This is a genomic window from Streptomyces sp. NPDC052396 (assembly GCF_044593195.1).
In the GTDB taxonomy this organism is placed as follows: domain Bacteria; phylum Actinomycetota; class Actinomycetes; order Streptomycetales; family Streptomycetaceae; genus Streptomyces.
Genome location: NZ_JBIUAW010000001.1, coordinates 799,594 through 815,664, shown reverse-complemented (window position 1 = coordinate 815,664; position 16,071 = coordinate 799,594). Strand labels below are relative to the sequence as shown.

Annotated in this window: 14 protein-coding genes; 2 read left to right on the top strand and 12 right to left on the bottom strand. The window is 71.5% G+C overall.

Going from position 1 to position 16,071, the window contains the following annotated elements; translation table 11 throughout:
• The first annotated feature begins 49 nt into the window (after positions 1–49).
• Together wecB and ACIHFE_RS03970 are read left to right on the top strand one after the other, a co-directional pair.
• The gene (gene wecB, locus ACIHFE_RS03975) at positions 50–1,255 is read left to right on the top strand and encodes a non-hydrolyzing UDP-N-acetylglucosamine 2-epimerase (protein ID WP_400104174.1); all 1,206 of its coding nucleotides are present in this window, start codon (positions 50–52) and stop codon (positions 1,253–1,255) included.
• Positions 1,252–1,914 (top strand): calcium-binding protein, encoded by a 663-nt coding sequence (locus ACIHFE_RS03970; RefSeq protein WP_400104173.1) that lies wholly within the window; start codon positions 1,252–1,254, stop codon positions 1,912–1,914. The genes wecB and ACIHFE_RS03970 overlap by 4 nt, the downstream gene beginning before the upstream one ends.
• A 132-nt stretch (positions 1,915–2,046) precedes the next feature.
• On the opposite strand, the gene ACIHFE_RS03965 is transcribed toward ACIHFE_RS03970, so the two are convergent.
• From ACIHFE_RS03965 to ACIHFE_RS03910, 12 genes are all read right to left on the bottom strand, one after another.
• Complete coding sequence (locus tag ACIHFE_RS03965; protein WP_400104172.1) at positions 2,047–3,507, bottom strand: glutamate synthase subunit beta; 1,461 nt, start codon at positions 3,505–3,507, stop codon at positions 2,047–2,049.
• Complete coding sequence (gltB, locus tag ACIHFE_RS03960) at positions 3,500–8,011, bottom strand: glutamate synthase large subunit (protein WP_400104407.1); 4,512 nt, start codon at positions 8,009–8,011, stop codon at positions 3,500–3,502. The genes ACIHFE_RS03965 and gltB overlap by 8 nt, the downstream gene beginning before the upstream one ends.
• A 292-nt stretch (positions 8,012–8,303) precedes the next feature.
• On the bottom strand, positions 8,304–9,035 hold the full coding sequence (locus ACIHFE_RS03955) for a VIT1/CCC1 transporter family protein (RefSeq protein ID WP_400104171.1): 732 nt from the start codon (positions 9,033–9,035) through the stop codon (positions 8,304–8,306).
• 236 nt (positions 9,036–9,271) lie between these two features.
• Positions 9,272–10,276 carry a prolipoprotein diacylglyceryl transferase gene (lgt, locus tag ACIHFE_RS03950; RefSeq protein ID WP_400104170.1) on the bottom strand — a complete coding sequence of 335 codons (1,005 nt, stop codon included), beginning with the start codon at positions 10,274–10,276 and terminating at the stop codon, positions 9,272–9,274.
• Between the two features lie 94 nt (positions 10,277–10,370).
• Positions 10,371–11,153: a thioredoxin domain-containing protein gene (locus ACIHFE_RS03945; protein WP_400104169.1), complete on the bottom strand. Its 783-nt coding sequence runs from the start codon at positions 11,151–11,153 to the stop codon at positions 10,371–10,373.
• 74 nt (positions 11,154–11,227) lie between these two features.
• Complete coding sequence (trpA, locus tag ACIHFE_RS03940; protein WP_400104168.1) at positions 11,228–12,043, bottom strand: tryptophan synthase subunit alpha; 816 nt, start codon at positions 12,041–12,043, stop codon at positions 11,228–11,230.
• Positions 12,043–13,281: a tryptophan synthase subunit beta gene (gene trpB, locus ACIHFE_RS03935; RefSeq protein WP_400104167.1), complete on the bottom strand. Its 1,239-nt coding sequence runs from the start codon at positions 13,279–13,281 to the stop codon at positions 12,043–12,045. The genes trpA and trpB overlap by 1 nt, the downstream gene beginning before the upstream one ends.
• Positions 13,282–13,394: 113 nt before the next feature.
• Entirely contained in the window at positions 13,395–13,553 is a 159-nt protein-coding gene (gene trpM, locus ACIHFE_RS03930) for a tryptophan biosynthesis modulator TrpM (protein WP_400104406.1), read from the bottom strand.
• Positions 13,550–14,359 carry an indole-3-glycerol phosphate synthase TrpC gene (trpC, locus tag ACIHFE_RS03925; RefSeq protein ID WP_400104166.1) on the bottom strand — a complete coding sequence of 270 codons (810 nt, stop codon included), beginning with the start codon at positions 14,357–14,359 and terminating at the stop codon, positions 13,550–13,552. The genes trpM and trpC overlap by 4 nt, the downstream gene beginning before the upstream one ends.
• Before the next feature lie 148 nt (positions 14,360–14,507).
• Positions 14,508–14,957 (bottom strand): DUF2752 domain-containing protein, encoded by a 450-nt coding sequence (locus ACIHFE_RS03920; protein WP_400104165.1) that lies wholly within the window; start codon positions 14,955–14,957, stop codon positions 14,508–14,510.
• Positions 14,958–15,064: 107 nt separating this feature from the next.
• Positions 15,065–15,301: an HGxxPAAW family protein gene (locus ACIHFE_RS03915; RefSeq protein WP_400104164.1), complete on the bottom strand. Its 237-nt coding sequence runs from the start codon at positions 15,299–15,301 to the stop codon at positions 15,065–15,067.
• A gap of 103 nt (positions 15,302–15,404) precedes the next feature.
• Entirely contained in the window at positions 15,405–16,052 is a 648-nt protein-coding gene (locus tag ACIHFE_RS03910; RefSeq protein WP_400104163.1) for a TIGR02234 family membrane protein, read from the bottom strand.
• Positions 16,053–16,071 lie beyond the last annotated feature (19 nt).

Below are 16,071 nucleotides of genomic sequence, written 5' to 3'. Positions count from 1 at the left end.
GCACTGCGTCCGTGCCGCGCGGCTTCTCGACAAAACCTCAGGGGGAACTGTGTCCAACGACGTCATCAACGCGCCCGTGCGGGCGATGCTGGTGCTCGGCACCCGCCCGGAGGCCATCAAGCTGGCGCCCGTCGCCCGCGCCATGGCCGACTCCCCGCTCTTCGAACCGCTGGTGGTGACCACCGGCCAGCACCGCGAGATGCTGCACCAGATGCTGGACCTGCTCCAGGTGCCCGCCCGCACCGAGCTGGATGTGATGCGCGAGCGCCAGCAACTCTCCACGCTCACCGCCCGGTTGGTGGACGGGCTCGGCGAAGTGCTGCGCGACCAGCGGCCCGACGTGGTCATAGTCCAGGGCGACACCACCACCGCCCTCACCGGCGCGCTGGCCGCGTTCTACGAGCACATCCCGGTCGCCCATGTGGAAGCCGGCCTGCGCACCGGAGTGGCCGACAACCCCTTCCCCGAGGAGCTCAACCGCCGGCTCATCGGCCGCATCGCACGCTGGCACTTCGCCCCCACCCCACGCGCCGCCGGCCATCTCACGGCCGAAGGCGTCCCGGAATCCGAGGTGTTCACCACCGGCAACACGGTGATCGACAACCTGCTCTGGGTGCTGGCCAAGGGCGTCGGCCGCAACCACTTCACCACCGGGCTGCGCCGGGTGCTGCTCACCCTGCACCGCCGGGAGAACCAGGGCGAGGTGATGCGCGGCATGGGCCGGGCCCTGCGGCGGCTGGCCGACCGGGGTGATGTGGAGCTGCTGCTGCCGCTGCACAAGAGCCCCGCGGTACGGGAGGCCCTGCTGCCGGAGCTCACCGGGCATCCGGGCATCCGGGTGGTGGAGCCGCTGGGCTATCTGGACTTCTCCGCCACCCTGGCCGCCTGCGACCTGGTGCTCACCGACTCCGGCGGCGTCCAGGAGGAGGCCCCCAGCCTGGGCAAGCCGGCCCTGGTGCTGCGCACCACCACCGAGCGGCCGGAGGCGGTGGAGGGTGGCGCGGCCCGGCTGGTGGGCACCACCCCGGAGGCCATCCTGCACGCGGCCGAGCGGCTGCTGGACGACCCGCGGGAGTACACGCGGATGGCCACGGCGGGCAACCCCTTCGGGGACGGCCGGGCCACCGAGCGGATCATCACCCAGCTCGCCGGGGACTTCGGGGTGGACGCCCCGGACGCCCTCGGTGCCCCTGCGGCTGATGATTCGCTGATCGCCCGCCTGCCGGAGGGACCGGAGTCATACTCGACGGCATGACGAGAGTGCGTCGGCGACTCGGGCTGGGGCTGTTGATCGTCGCGGCGCTGGTGGGGATCGGTTTCGCGGTGAGCGCGCTCTGGGAACGGGGGCCGGAACGGCCGTGGGCCGAGGGATCGGTCCACGGCCCATGGCGCTCGGTGTTCAACGGCCATGGCACCAATATCGGTGACGACGACGGGCTGGCGCTGTCCCCCAAGCCGGCCCGTAAGCCGGGTGAGACCCATGCCGGGCTGATCGTCTCCACCGAGACCTACTCCGGCGTCGACTTCCGGGCCCGGATGCGCACGGTCGCCCAACTGCGCACGCCCCGGCCGAATCCCTGGGAGGTGGGGTGGCTGGTGTGGGGTTACTCGGATCCCGGGCACTTCTACTACCTCACGCTCAAGCCGAATGGGTGGGAGCTGGGGAAGCGGGACCCGGCCTATCAGGGCGGGCAGCGGTTCCTCGCCACGGGCGAGGGCGGCTTCCCGGTGGGGCAGTGGTTCGATGTGCGGGTCGCACAGCGGGGGGCGCGGATGGAAGTGAGTGTGGATGGGCGGGGGTTGGTGGCTTTCGAGGACCGTGAGCGGCCGTACGAGTCCGGGCAGGTGGGCGTCTATACCGAGGACGCCAGGGTGGTCTTCGATCAGTTGACGGCTCGCCCCGGTGGGGGCTGAGGGCCGGGGGGTCTGCCCCGGCCCTCCCGCAGAAGCGGGTGCGGGTCCGTTGTGGCCGGTCGCGCCCACGCGGCGGAGCCGCATGACGCAGCCGCCCCGCGCCCCTTACCGGGCGCACCCGGCGACGAAGCCCTAGACCGCCAGCGCCCGGTCCGTCGGCCGGATGGGTGCCGGGAGCGCACTCGCGCCGGTCAGGTAGCGGTCCACCGCCCGCGCCGCCGACCGTCCCTCGGCGATCGCCCAGACGATCAGGGACTGACCACGGCCCGCGTCGCCCGCGACAAAGACACCCGGCACATTGGTGGCGAACTCCCCGTCCCGCGCGACATTTCCGCGCGCGTCCAGCTCCAGACCGAACTGGTCGACAAGACCGTTCGTACGGTCCGTACCCGTGAACCCCATCGCGAGGGTCACCAGTTGTGCCGGAATCCGCCGCTCGGTCCCCGGCTTCTGCTCCGGCTTCCCGTCCCGGAACTCCACCTCCACCAGGTGCAGCCACTGGACGTTGCCGTCCTCGTCGCCCTCGAACCGGGTGGTGGACACCGAGTACACCCGCTCCCCGCCCTCCTCATGGGCGGAGGTGACCTTGTACAGCATGGCAAAGGTCGGCCATGGCTGCGAAGCCGGCCGCTCCTCCCCCGGCCGGGGCATGATCTCCAGCTGGGTCACGGACGCGGCGCCCTGCCGGTGGGCCGTGCCCACACAGTCCGCACCGGTGTCACCGCCACCGATCACCACCACATGCTTGCCCTCCGCGGTGATCGGAGGCGCCACGAAGTCGCCCTCCTGCACCTTGTTGGCCAGCGGCAGGTACTCCATGGCGAAGTGGATGCCCTTGAGCTCCCGTCCGGGGACGGGCAGGTCCCGGGACATGGTGGCCCCGGCCGCGATCACCACCGCGTCATAGCGTCCGCGCAGCTTCGCCGCGTCGATGTCCCGCCCGATCTCCACCTCGGTACGGAACTTGACGCCCTCGGCCCGCATCTGCTCGATGCGCCGGTTGATATGGCGCTTCTCCATCTTGAACTCGGGGATGCCATAGCGCAGCAGACCGCCGATGCGGTCGGCCCGTTCATAGACGGCCACCGTGTGCCCGGCCCGGGTGAGCTGCTGGGCCGCGGCCAGCCCGGCCGGGCCGGAGCCGATGACGGCCACCGTCTTGCCGGACAGCCGCTCCGGCGGCTGGGGGGTGACGTCGCCGGCCTCCCAGGCCTTGTCGATGATGGTGACCTCGACGTTCTTGATGGTGACCGGCTGCTGGTTGATGCCCAGCACACAGGCCGCCTCACAGGGCGCGGGGCACAACCGCCCGGTGAATTCGGGGAAGTTGTTGGTGGCGTGCAGCCGCTCGCTGGCGGCGCGCCAGTCGTCGCGGTAGGCGTAGTCGTTCCACTCGGGGATCAGGTTTCCCAGCGGGCAGCCGTTGTGGCAGAAGGGGATGCCACAGTCCATGCAGCGGCCGGCCTGCTTGCTGATGACCGGCAGCAGGGAGCCGGGGACATAGACCTCGTTCCAGTCCCGGACGCGCTCGGCGACCGGACGGGTGCGGGCGACTTCGCGCCCGGTGGTCAGAAAACCCTTGGGGTCAGCCATGGCTCGCCGCCTCCATCATCTTCTCGTGGGTCTCGGCCTCGGAGAGACCGGCTCGCTCGGCGGCGTCCTTGGCGGCGAGCACTGCCTTGTAGGTGGGGGGCACGACCTTGCTGAAGCGGGCGGCGGCCGTGTCCCAGTCGGCGAGGAGGGCGGCCGCGACGGTGGAGGCGGTCTCCTCGTGGTGGCGGCGCACGACACCGTGCAGCCACCGCCGGTCGGCCTCGTCGAGTTCCTCGACGGCTCCGGCCAGTTCCTTGTTGACATTGCGCGGGTCGAGGCCGGCGACATAGGCGATGCCGCCGGACATGCCGGCCGCGAAGTTGCGGCCGGTGGGGCCGAGGACAACGGCCCGGCCGCCGGTCATGTACTCGCAGCCGTGGTCGCCCACGCCCTCGCAGACCACGGTGGCACCGGAGTTGCGGACGCCGAACCGTTCGCCGACGCTGCCGCGCAGGAACAGTTCGCCGCCGGTGGCGCCATAGGCCAGGGTGTTGCCGGCGATGGTGGAGTACTCGGCCAGGTGGTCGGCGCCCCGGTCGGGGCGGACCACCACCCGTCCGCCGGAAAGGCCCTTGCCGACATAGTCATTGGCGTCGCCCTCCAGGCGCAGGGTGACCCCGGGCGGCAGGAAGGCGCCGAAGGACTGGCCGGCGGAGCCGGTGAAGGTGATGTCGATGGTGTCCTCGGGCAGTCCGGCGCCACCGAACCGCTTGGTCACCTCATGGCCGAGCATGGTGCCCACGGTGCGGTTGATGTTGCGGATGGCCAGCTGGGCGCGGACCGGACGGGCCTGTTCGGCGCCCACCGCGTTGAGGGCGTCGGCGGCCAGCTTGATCAGCTGGTTGTCCAGGGCCTTCTCCAGACCGTGGTCCTGGGCGGTGGTGCGGTGCCGGACGGCGCCGGCGGGCAGAGCGGGGACGTGCAGCAGCGGGGCCAGGTCCAGGCCCTGGGCCTTCCAGTGGTCAACGGCCCGGGAGACATCCAGGAGTTCGGCGTGTCCCACGGCCTCCTCCAGGGTGCGGAAGCCCAGTTGGGCGAGGAGCTCGCGGACCTCCTCGGCGATGAACTCAAAGAAGTTGACCACGAACTCGGCCTTGCCGCTGAAGCGTTGGCGCAGCACCGGGTTCTGGGTGGCGATGCCCACCGGGCAGGTGTCCAGGTGGCAGACGCGCATCATCACACAGCCGGAGACCACCAGCGGCGCGGTCGCGAAGCCGAACTCCTCGGCGCCCAGCAGGGCGGCGATGAGCACATCGCGGCCGGTCTTGAGCTGGCCGTCGGTCTGCACGGTGATGCGGTCGCGCAGTCCGTTGAGCAGCAGGGTCTGCTGGGTCTCGGCGAGTCCCAGCTCCCAGGGGCCGCCGGCGTGCTTGAGGGAGGTGAGCGGGGAGGCGCCGGTGCCTCCGTCGTGTCCGGAGATCAGCACCACATCGGCGTGTGCCTTGGAGACGCCGGCCGCGACGGTGCCCACGCCGACCTCGGAGACCAGCTTCACATGGATGCGGGCGGCGGGGTTGGCGTTCTTGAGGTCGTGGATGAGCTGGGCGAGGTCCTCGATGGAGTAGATGTCGTGGTGCGGCGGCGGGGAGATCAGGCCGACGCCCGGGGTGGAGTGGCGGGTCCTGGCGACCCAGGGGTAGACCTTGTGGCCGGGCAGCTGGCCGCCCTCGCCGGGCTTGGCGCCCTGGGCCATCTTGATCTGGATGTCATCGGAGTTGACCAGGTATTCGCTGGTGACGCCGAACCGTCCGGAGGCCACCTGCTTGATGCTGGAGCGGCGGGCCGGGTCGTAGAGGCGCTCGGGGTCCTCGCCGCCCTCACCGGTGTTGGACTTGGCGCCCAGCCGGTTCATGGCGATGGCCAGGGTCTCGTGGGCCTCCTGGCTGATGGAGCCATAGGACATGGCGCCGGTGGAGAACCGCTTGACGATCTCGCTGACCGGCTCGACCTCGTCCAGCGGGACGGGGGTGCGGTCGCCGGTGAAGGAGAACAGGCCGCGCAGCGTCATCAGCCGCTCGGACTGCTCGTTCACCCGCCGGGTGTACTGCTGGAAGATGTCGTAGCGGCGCTCGCGGGTGGAGTGCTGGAGGCGGAAGACGGTCTCCGGGTCGAACAGATGCGGTTCGCCCTCGCGGCGCCACTGGTACTCGCCGCCGATCTCCAGCCGGCGGTGGCTGGCGGGGATGCCGGTGGCCGGGTATGCCTTGGCGTGCCGGGCGGCGACCTCCCGGGCGATGACCTCCAGGCCCACTCCGCCGATCTTGGTGGGGGTGCCATGGAAGTAGGTGTCGGTGAACTCGGCGTCCAGGCCCACGGCTTCGAAGACCTGGGCGCCCCGGTAGGAGGCCACGGTGGAGATGCCCATCTTGGACATCACCTTGAGCACGCCCTTGCCCAGCGCCTTGATCAGGTTGCGGATGGCGGTCTCGGGGGCGATGTCCGGCAGGTGGGTTCCGGCGCGGACCAGGTCCTCCACCGACTCCATGGCCAGGTAGGGGTTGACGGCCGCGGCCCCATAGCCGATCAGCAGCGCCACATGGTGCACCTCACGGACATCGCCGGCTTCCACCAGCAGGCCCACCCGGGTGCGCTGCTTGGTGCGGATGAGGTGGTGGTGGATGGCGGAGGTGAGCAACAGCGAGGGGATGGGGGCGTGTTCGGCGTCGGAGTGCCGGTCGGAGAGGACGATCAGGCGGGCGCCGCTCTCGATGGCCGCGTCGGTCTCCGCGCACATCTCCGTCAGCCGCTCGGCCAGTGCCCGGCCGCCGCCGCTCACCCGGTAGAGGCCGGAGAGGGTGGTGGCCTTGAGCCCCGGCAGGTCACCGTCGGCGTTGATGTGGATCAGCCTGGCCAGTTCATCGTTGTCGATGACCGGGAAGGGCAGGGTGACGCTGCGGCAGGAGGCGGCGGTGGGCTCCAGCAGATTGCCCTGCGGGCCCAGCGAGGAGACCAGGGAGGTGACCAGCTCCTCCCGGATGGCGTCCAGCGGGGGGTTGGTGACCTGGGCGAACAGCTGGGTGAAGTAGTCGAAGAGCAGCCGGGGGCGCTCGGAGAGCGCGGCGATGGGCGAGTCGGTGCCCATGGAACCTATGGGCTCCGCACCGGAGTTGGCCATGGGTGCCAGGATGACCCGCAGCTCTTCCTCGGTGTAGCCGAAGGTCTGCTGGCGGCGGGTGACCGAGGCGTGGGTGTGCACAATGTGCTCGCGCTCGGGCAGGTCGGCCAGGTCGATCAGCCCGGCCTCCAGCCATTCCGCATAGGGCTGTTCGGCGGCCAGGGACGCCTTGATCTCATCGTCCTCGATGATCCGGTGCCCGGCGGTGTCGACCAGGAACATCCGCCCGGGCTGGAGGCGGCCCTTGCGGACCACCCTGGCCGGGTCGATGTCCAGCACGCCGACCTCGGAGGAGAGCACCACCAGTCCGTCGTCGGTGACCCAGTAGCGGCCCGGGCGCAGGCCGTTGCGGTCGAGAACGGCGCCGACCAGGGTGCCATCGGTGAAGGTGACACAGGCCGGTCCGTCCCAGGGCTCCATCAGGGTGGAGTGGTACTGGTAGAAGGCGCGGCGGGCCGGGTCCATGGAGGCGTGGTTCTCCCAGGCCTCGGGGATCATCATCAGGATGCTGTGCGGCAGCGAACGCCCGCCCAGATGCAGGAGTTCCAGCACCTCGTCGAAGGAAGCGGAGTCGGAGGCGTCCGGGGTGCAGACCGGGAAGAGCCGCTCCAGTTTCTCGGCCGGGCCGAACAGCTCGGAGGCCAGCTGGGATTCGCGGGCCCGCATCCAATTGCGGTTGCCGCCAACGGTGTTGATCTCGCCGTTGTGGGCGACAAAGCGGTAGGGGTGGGCCAGCGGCCAGCTGGGGAAGGTGTTGGTGGAGAAGCGGGAGTGCACCAGCGCGATGGCGGTGGCGAACCGGCGGTCGGAGAGGTCCGGGAAGAAGGGCTCCAACTGCCCGGTGGTGAGCATGCCCTTGTAGACCAGGGTGCGGGCGGACAGCGAGGGGAAGTAGACGCCCGCCTCCCGCTCGGCCCGCTTGCGCAGCGCGAAGGCCTTGCGGTCCAGGTCGATCCCCCGGCTGCGCCCGTCACTGACGAACAGCTGCCGGAAGTCCGGCATGGTGGCCCGGGCGGAGCTGCCCAGCAGGCCGGGGGCGACCGGGACGTCCCGCCAGCCGAGGACGGTCAGTCCCTCCTCGGCGGCGATCGTCTCGATCTGCGAGACGGCGGCGTCCGTGCCGGTGACCGGGAGGAAGGCGATGCCGACCGCGTACGCCCCGGCCTCCGGCAGGGTGAAGCCGGTGCTCTCGCGCAGGAAGGCGTCCGGGACCTGGAGCAGGATGCCCGCGCCGTCGCCCGAGTCGGGCTCGGAGCCGGTGGCGCCGCGGTGTTCCAGGTTGCGCAGCACGCTGAGCGCCTGCTCCACCAGGGTGTGGCTGGCCTGCCCGGTGAGGGTCGCGACAAAGCCCACGCCACAGGCGTCGTGCTCATTGCGCGGGTCGTACATTCCCTGCTGGGCGGGGTGGGATGCAGAACGCATCGGCGCTCCCGTCGTCGTCTTGGCAGTCATGTCTGGTGCATGTGCCGAGGGACGACGTTGGCCCTCCGCGAAAAATTTTGTGCAGGTTACATGATGGGGTCATTCTCGCAAAGCGGGATAGTGCGTTCCATCATGTGGACCGGCCCCGGGGGCGGCGCCTCGATACCGTGGGATCGCCCGGTTCGAAGTAAGTGCCCAGCCGTCAAAGGCTTGAAACCGCGAGGAAACCTGCACGTTATGCGGCGGTCCGCATAGAGCATCACCCGACGGCGGTACCGAAGGCAATACCGAGGAGGTAAGTCACACCCGCCGCCAGGCCGCCGAGCAGCAGCTGGCGCAGTCCGCTGAACCACCAGGAACGGGCGGTGACCCGGGCGACGACGGCACCACAGGCGAACAGCCCGAACAGGGCGAGCAGCACGGCGGGCCACAGGACGGTCATCCCGACCAGGTAGGGCAGCAGCGGCAGCAGGGCGCCCAGGGCGAAGGAGCCGAAGGAGGCGACGGCCGCGGTCATCGGGGACGGCAGGTCGGAGGGGTCGATGCCCAGCTCCTCGCGGGCATGGATCTCCAGCGCCTGGTCCGGGTCGCTGGACAGCTGCCGGGCGACCTCCCGGGCCAGCTCGGGCTCCACCCCGCGCGACTCATAGAGCGCGGCCAGCTCCTCCAGCTCGTCGGCCGGGTGCTTGCGCAGCTCGCGCCGCTCCACATCCAGCTCGGCCAGGACCAGCTCGCGCTGGGAGGCGACCGAGGTGTACTCGCCGACCGCCATGGAGAAGGCGCCGGCGGCCAGACCGGCCAGGCCGGTGATCACTATGGTCTGCGAGCCGGCCGAGCCGCCGGCCACGCCGGTCATCAGGGCCAGGTTGGAGACCAGCCCGTCCATGGCGCCGAAGACGGCCGGGCGCAGCCAGCCGCCGTTGACATCACGGTGGGTGTGGTTGTCACGGTGCGCGATGTGCGTGGCGGCGGCCGCATCGAGGACGGACATGGCTGTGGGGTGCTCCCTTCCAGAGGGCACGGCCCGGTACGCCGGTGCCCCGTCGAGATCGAAGGTACGCACGTTCGGGTCCTGCCCGCCAGCAAGGAAGGCCGAACTTACCCCGCTGACCTGCGGGTTTGTGGAAGCGCCGGGAAAATTCCCGTTCGCTGGACGCCGTTTCCGGGTGCGCCCGGCAGGGGCGCGGGGAACTGCGCGACCAGCCCCGGACGGCCCGCAGCCGACGATCAGGCGTTCTTGCTCGGCTCCGAGCCCGCCGTATCGTCCTTGCGCGGCGCGTCCTCGCCGTCGGCCGCCTCGGCCGCGGACTCGTGGGAGGCGCCCGCCCGGGGCGCATCCGCCTCAGCCGTGGAGTCGCCGGCCGCACCCGCCTCAGCCGCGGAGTCGCCGGCCGCACCCGCGGACTCGGCAAGTGCCGCCGGTTCCACCACGGTCTCCCGCCCGGGCACCCGCTTCTGGGAGATCACAAAGTAGGCGACGGCCGCCAGGAAGACCACGATGGACGTCCAGTCGTTGAGCCGCATGCCCAGGATGTGGTGCGCGGTGTCCACCCGCAGATACTCGGTCCAGAACCGGCCCACCGTGTACGCGGCCACATAGAGCGCGAAGGCCCGGCCGTGGCCCAGCTTGAACCTGCGGTCCGCCCAGATCACCAGGGCCGCGACGCCCAGGCACCACAGCGACTCATAGAGGAAGGTCGGGTGGTAGGTGCCGGCGACCCGGCCGATCGCCGGATCGGCGTCGATCTTCAGCGCCCAGGGCAGCGTGGTGGGCTTGCCGTAGAGCTCCTGGTTGAACCAGTTGCCCCAGCGGCCGCAGGCCTGGGCGATGGCCACACCGGGGGCCACCGCGTCCGCCCAGGCCGGCAGCGGGATGCCCCGGCGGCGGCAGCCGATCCAGGCGCCCACCGCGCCCAGCGCCACCGCGCCCCAGATGCCCAGGCCGCCTTCCCAGATCTTGAAGGCGTCGACCCAGTTGCGCCCCTCACCGAAGTACAGCTCATAGTCGGTGATCACGTGGTAGAGGCGGCCGCCGACCAGGCCGAAGGGCACCGCCCACACCGCGATGTCGGCGACCGTGCCCACCCGGCCGCCTCGCGCCACCCAGCGCCGGTTGCCGAGCCAGACGGCGACAAAGACGCCGATGATGATGCAGAAGGCATAGCCGCGCAGCGGAATCGGCCCGAGGTGGACCACACCGGTCGACGGGCTGGGAATGTAAGCGAGATTCATGGCACCACCGACGCTACCTTGCCGGACCGCGCGAACGGCAACCCACCCGGGACAACAGCTGCGTAACGGGCCGCCCTGGGTTCCCGGAAATGCCTCAGTGTTTCGCGGCCGCCGCCATCTGACGCAGCTTGGCCGGGGTCAGCGGGTTGGCCGGGTCGGCGTAGATGCTCTTTCCGTTCAGCAGCACGGTGGGCGTCGCCCGGTAGCCGGACTTGGAGAAGGCCTCCTGGTTCTGCCGCACCCAGGAGTTGTGGGTGCCCTCGTCCACGCACTTCTGGAACACCGGGGTGTTCAACCCCTCGACCTTGTCGGCCAGTTGAAGCAGCCGGGACTTGGCGGCGAAGGCGTCGTCGGTCTCCACCGGCTGGCTCTTGTAGAGCAGGTCGTGGTAGGCGGGGAACCGGCCCGCGTCCTGGGCACAGGCCGCCGCGTTGGCCGCGTTGACCGAGCCCTTGCCGCCCAGGTTCTTGTCGATCAGCATGACGATGTGGTACTCGGCCTTGAGCTTGCCCTGGTCCTCCAGCGAGTGGATGGTGTCCCGGAAGGCGTTCTCGAACTGGCCGCAGGCCGGGCACCGGAAGTCCTCGTAGACCACCAGGGTGGCGGCGGCCGCGGCCTTGCCCACCGGGATGGCGGCGTGGTCCTTGCCCTGGGTGCCCTGCGGGGGGACCGGCGGGCCGGCCTTCTCGGCGGGGGCCTGGTGCTTGCCGGAGCCGGCCACCAGGGCGGCCACCCCGGTGCCGGCGCCCAGCACCGCGACCACCGCGCCGGCCGCGATCAGGGTCCGCTTGCGCCGGTCGCGGGACTCGTCCCGCTGCCGCTGTTCCTGCAGCCGCTCACGGGCGCTGCGCTTGCCATCGGTGTTCTGCTTACTCACGTCCCCGTACAACGAACCGGGGGTGCGCCCCAGCGCACCCCCGGCATCAGGTTCCTTCCAACGAGTTAAACGGGTTATCCGCGCTTGCGTACGCCTTCGGCGAGCTCACCGGCGAGCGTGCGCACCTCGGCCAGCCCGGTCTCCAGGTCCGGGGCGTCCAGCAGGCGCTTGACGAAGGCCGAGCCGACGATCACGCCGTCCGCGAAGCGGGCCACCTCGGCGGCCTGCACGGGATTGGAGACGCCCAGGCCGACACAGACCGGCAGGTCGGTCACCGCCCTGGTGCGCTCCACCAGCCGCTGGGCCTCGGTGCCCACCGACTCCCGGGTGCCGGTGACGCCCATCAGCGAGGCGGCGTAGACAAAGCCGCTGCCCGCCGCGGTGATCTTCGCCAGCCGCTCGTCCCGGCTGCTGGGCGCGACCACGAACACCGTGGCCAGGCCGTGTTCCTGGGCCGCCTTGCGCCACTCGTCGGACTCCTCCACCGGCAGATCCGGCAGGATGCAGCCCGCTCCCCCGGCCTCGGCCAGGTCGGCGGCGAACCGGGCCACACCGTAGCGGTCCACCGGGTTCCAGTAGGTCATGCACAGGATGGGCGCCCCGCTGATCCGGTGCGCCTCGCGGACCGTCTCGATCACATCGGTGATCTTCACTCCGCCGCGCAGCGCGATGTCGTCGGCGGTCTGGATCACCGGCCCGTCCAGCACCGGGTCGCTGTGCGGCAGTCCGACCTCGACGATGTCGCAGCCGCCGTCCAGCATGGTGGTGATGGCGCGCACTCCGTCGGCCACCGTGGGGAAGCCGGCCGGCAGATAGCCGACCAGCGCGGCGCGGTCCTCGGCCTTGGCCGCGGCCAGCACGGAGGAGAGCAACTCCAGGTTCCCTGCCATTACTTGTCCCCCTGGTCATACAGCCCGAAGTAGCGGGCGGCGGTGTCCATGTCCTTGTCGCCGCGGCCGGAGAGATTGACCAACAGCAGGGCGTCCGGGCCCAGTTCGCGGCCGACCTCCAGCGCGCCGGCCAGGGCGTGGGCGCTCTCGATGGCCGGGATGATGCCCTCGGTGCGGGAGAGCAGGCGCAGCGCCCGCATGGCCGCGTCATCGGTGACGGCCCGGTATTCGGCCCGGCCGATGTCCTTGAGGTAGGAGTGCTCGGGGCCGATGCCGGGGTAGTCCAGTCCGGCGGAGATCGAGTACGGCTCGGTGATCTGGCCGTCCTCGTCCTGGAGGACATAGCTGCGGGAGCCGTGCAGGATGCCCGGGGTGCCCTGGGTGAGGGTGGCGGCGTGCTCGCCGGTCTCCACCCCGTGCCCGCCGGGTTCGCAGCCGATCAGCCGGACACCGGCGTCCGGCAGGAAGGCGTGGAACAGTCCGATGGCGTTGGAGCCGCCGCCCACACAGGCCAGTGCGGCGTCCGGCAACCGGCCGGTGCGCTCCAGTAGTTGGCGGCGGGCCTCCACCCCGATGACCCGGTGGAAGTCACGCACCAGGGCCGGGAAGGGATGCGGGCCGGCGACCGTGCCGAAGAGGTAGTGGGTGCGGTCGACATTGGCCACCCAGTCGCGGAACGCCTCGTTGATGGCGTCCTTGAGGGTGCGGCTGCCGGACTTCACGGCGATGACCTCGGCGCCGAGCATCCGCATCCGGGCGACATTGAGCGCCTGGCGCTGGGTGTCCACCTCGCCCATATAGATGGTGCATTCCAGGCCGAACAGGGCGCAGGCGGTGGCGGTGGCCACCCCGTGCTGGCCGGCGCCGGTCTCGGCGATGACCCGGGTCTTGCCCATCCGCTTGGTGAGCAGGGCCTGGCCCAGCACATTGTTGATCTTGTGGGAGCCGGTGTGGTTGAGGTCCTCGCGCTTGAGGAACACCCGGGCGCCGCCGGCGTGTTCGGCGAACCGCGGTACCTCGGTCAGGGCGCTGGGCCGGCCGGTGTAGTTGACCAGCAGCTCGTCCAGCTCGGCCGCGAACGAGGGGTCCGCCTTGGCCTTCTCGTACTCCGCGGCCACCTCGTCGACGGCGGCGACCAGCGCCTCGGGGATGAACTTGCCGCCGAAGGAACCGAAGTAGCCTGTTTCGGTGGGTACTTGACCCTCGGGGTCAGGGAAAAAGAAGTGTTCTTGGGACACTTGTGTGCCTCCGGGTAACGAGCGGGTGGGTGGGCGGGCGTGGAGACGTCCAGCGGCTTCGCCGCGGGCCGCCGAAGGCGGCAACGAACCCGCAGCCGCGCAACGGCGATCGCTTAGAACGCACCCCGACGCCATCGGCGCCCGTTGACCTGCCCCGGCTCACACCCGATGTGGTAGCGGACCCTACGGCCCCGCACCCGCCGCGCGGGCGCACGGCAACCCCGGGGGCGGCACCCCCGGGCCAGCCGTGCGTACGCGGCCACGCGAATCAGCCCCGCCCGTGCCGCAGCGCCGGATGCGCACCCGCGGCCACCAGGTCGGACACGGCCGCCCTGGGGTCCCGTCCGGTCACCAGGGACTCGCCCACCAGCACCGCGTCGGCACCCTCATTGGCGTAGGCGATCAGGTCGTGCGGCCCGCGCACCCCGGACTCGGCGATCCGGACGATCCCGTCCGGGATCTCCGGCGCCACCCGGGCGAAGGTTCCCCGGTCCACCTCAAGGGTCTTGAGGTTACGGGCGTTGACCCCGATGATCCGCGCACCGGCGTCCACCGCGCGCTGGACCTCTTCCTCGTCATGCACCTCGACCAGCGGGGTGAGCCCGATGGACTGGGCCCGCTCGATCAGCGAGACCAGCGCCGGCTGCTCCAGCGCCGCGACGATCAGCAGGGCCAGGTCGGCCCCATGGGCGCGGGCCTCCCACAGCTGGTAGGCGGTGACGATGAAGTCCTTGCGCAGCACCGGGATGTCGACCCGGGCGCGTACCGCCTCCAGGTCGGCCAGCGAGCCGCCGAAGCGGCGCTGTTCGGTCAGCACGCTGATGACGGCCGCGCCGCCCGCCTCATAGTCGGCGGCCAGCGCCGCGGGGTCGGCGATGGCGGCCAGCGCGCCCTTGGACGGGCTGGAGCGCTTGACCTCGCAGATCACGCTGACGTTCTCGCCACGGAGCGCTGCGACGCCGTCCTTGGCCTGTGGCGCCCGCGCCGCCCGCTCCTTGAGCTCGTCGAGGCTGACGCGCGCCTGCCGTTCCGCGAGATCGGCACGGACTCCGTCGATGATCTCGTCGAGCACACTCACGCGAGCGGCCCCCTTCCGGACTCGGATGATCTGGGCTGACCGGGTGGATACCCACCTCACCAGCACACTGCGATGGTACTTGGCGCGGAGCCGAGCTCTTACATCCGGTTGACATCGGCCCGGCGGGCCGGGGGTGACCGCCGACGCCTCAGGGCCCCGGCACGACGCCCCAGGGCAGGTTGCGCAGCACGGTGAAGAGCGCCACCACCGAGCCCAGCGCCCACCGGTGACCGGGCCGCAGGGCCAGGGCCAGACCCTCGCCGCCGCGCAGGGTGCGGACCGTCCACACGGTCCACAGCACGGCGAAGGCGGCGTACCCGGCCACCGCCAGGGCGTTGGCGGCCAGCGCGCCCGGCAGGTCGCCATGGACCAGGGCGTACAGGCCGCGCAGCCCGCCGCAGCCGGGGCAGTACAGGCCGGTGTGGGCCAGCAGCGGACAGGCGGGGTAGCGGCCGGGCCGGTGCGGGTCCACCACCCCGACAAAGCCGGCCGCGCTGCCCAGCAGGGCGGCCACGCCCAGCGGGGCGGCGAGCCGGCGGACGACCGGCCTGGGGCCGGCCGCCCGCCCGGGCGCCCTCCCGGACGCGCGTCCGGTCATCTGCCTGGTCACCCCGCCAGTCTTGGCCGGAATGCGCCAAGGCGCAGCCCGGGGCGTGCGTACGGTGCGTCCGTACGGCCCGGGCCACGCCTTGGCGGGAGCGTCACTCAGCCCTGGGCCTGGGCCTTTGCCGGGGCCTTGGCGCCCCTGGGCTCCGCGCCCAGGCCCATCAGGCGCATGATGCCGCCGACGATGGCACCCAGGAAGATGATCACGATGCCGGCCCAGAAGCCGACCGGCTTGGCCATCACGATGAACGCACTGGCCACGCAGAAGCCGATGAAGGCGATGATGACACCGGTCCAGGCGGCCGGGGTGTGTCCGTGTCCGTGGCCGTTAGCCATGAGTTTGACTCCTCGTTACTGGGTCCGCGCCTTCACGGGCGCGGAAAAGCTCGCCGTCATTGTTCCCGACGGCCGGGGGCCGCCGGGACGTGGGGTGCCCGTCTCAGCGCCCGGTGTCACCGGTGGGGTCCTCGCCGCGGTCCAGGGCCTTCCACAGCTCCTCCGGACGCTCGGGGTCGGGGGCGGTGCGGGCCCGGCGCGGGCGGGGGGTGCCGTCGCGCTCGTAGCGGCCGGACATGGCGGGCCAGTGCCGGCCGTAGCGCAGGGCCAGCAGCCCGGCGAGCAGCAGCAGAACGCCGCCGGCCAGCGCGATCCAGGGCCAGCCGGTGTGGCTGACCTGGCTCACGGCGGTGCCGGTGATGCCGCTGGACCGGGAGGCCTTCTCGGAGAGGGTGGCGGTGTCACCGGCCCCGCTGACCGCGCCGGCCACCACGCCGGCGCCGCTCAGGGCCAGCAGGGCGGCCACCGCGATCCGGCCGGCGCCGCGTACCGCGAACACCGCGACCAGGGCGGCCAGGCCGACCAGGGCCAGGGCGCCGGGCAGGCCGGTGATCTCCTGGCCGCTGGCGTGCTCATGGAGGGCGCCGCCGGTGCCGGCCGCCGTGCCCCGGGCCCAGGTGCGGCCGCCCGCCAGCAGGACCAGGGCGGCGCCCAGCACGGTCAGCAGCAGGGCCAGGGCCACACTGCGGCGTTGGCCGCCGGTGCGCACCGGCTCGGCCTGGGTACGGGGGTGGGGTACTGCTGCACTCACCCCTCCACTATCCCCCGGC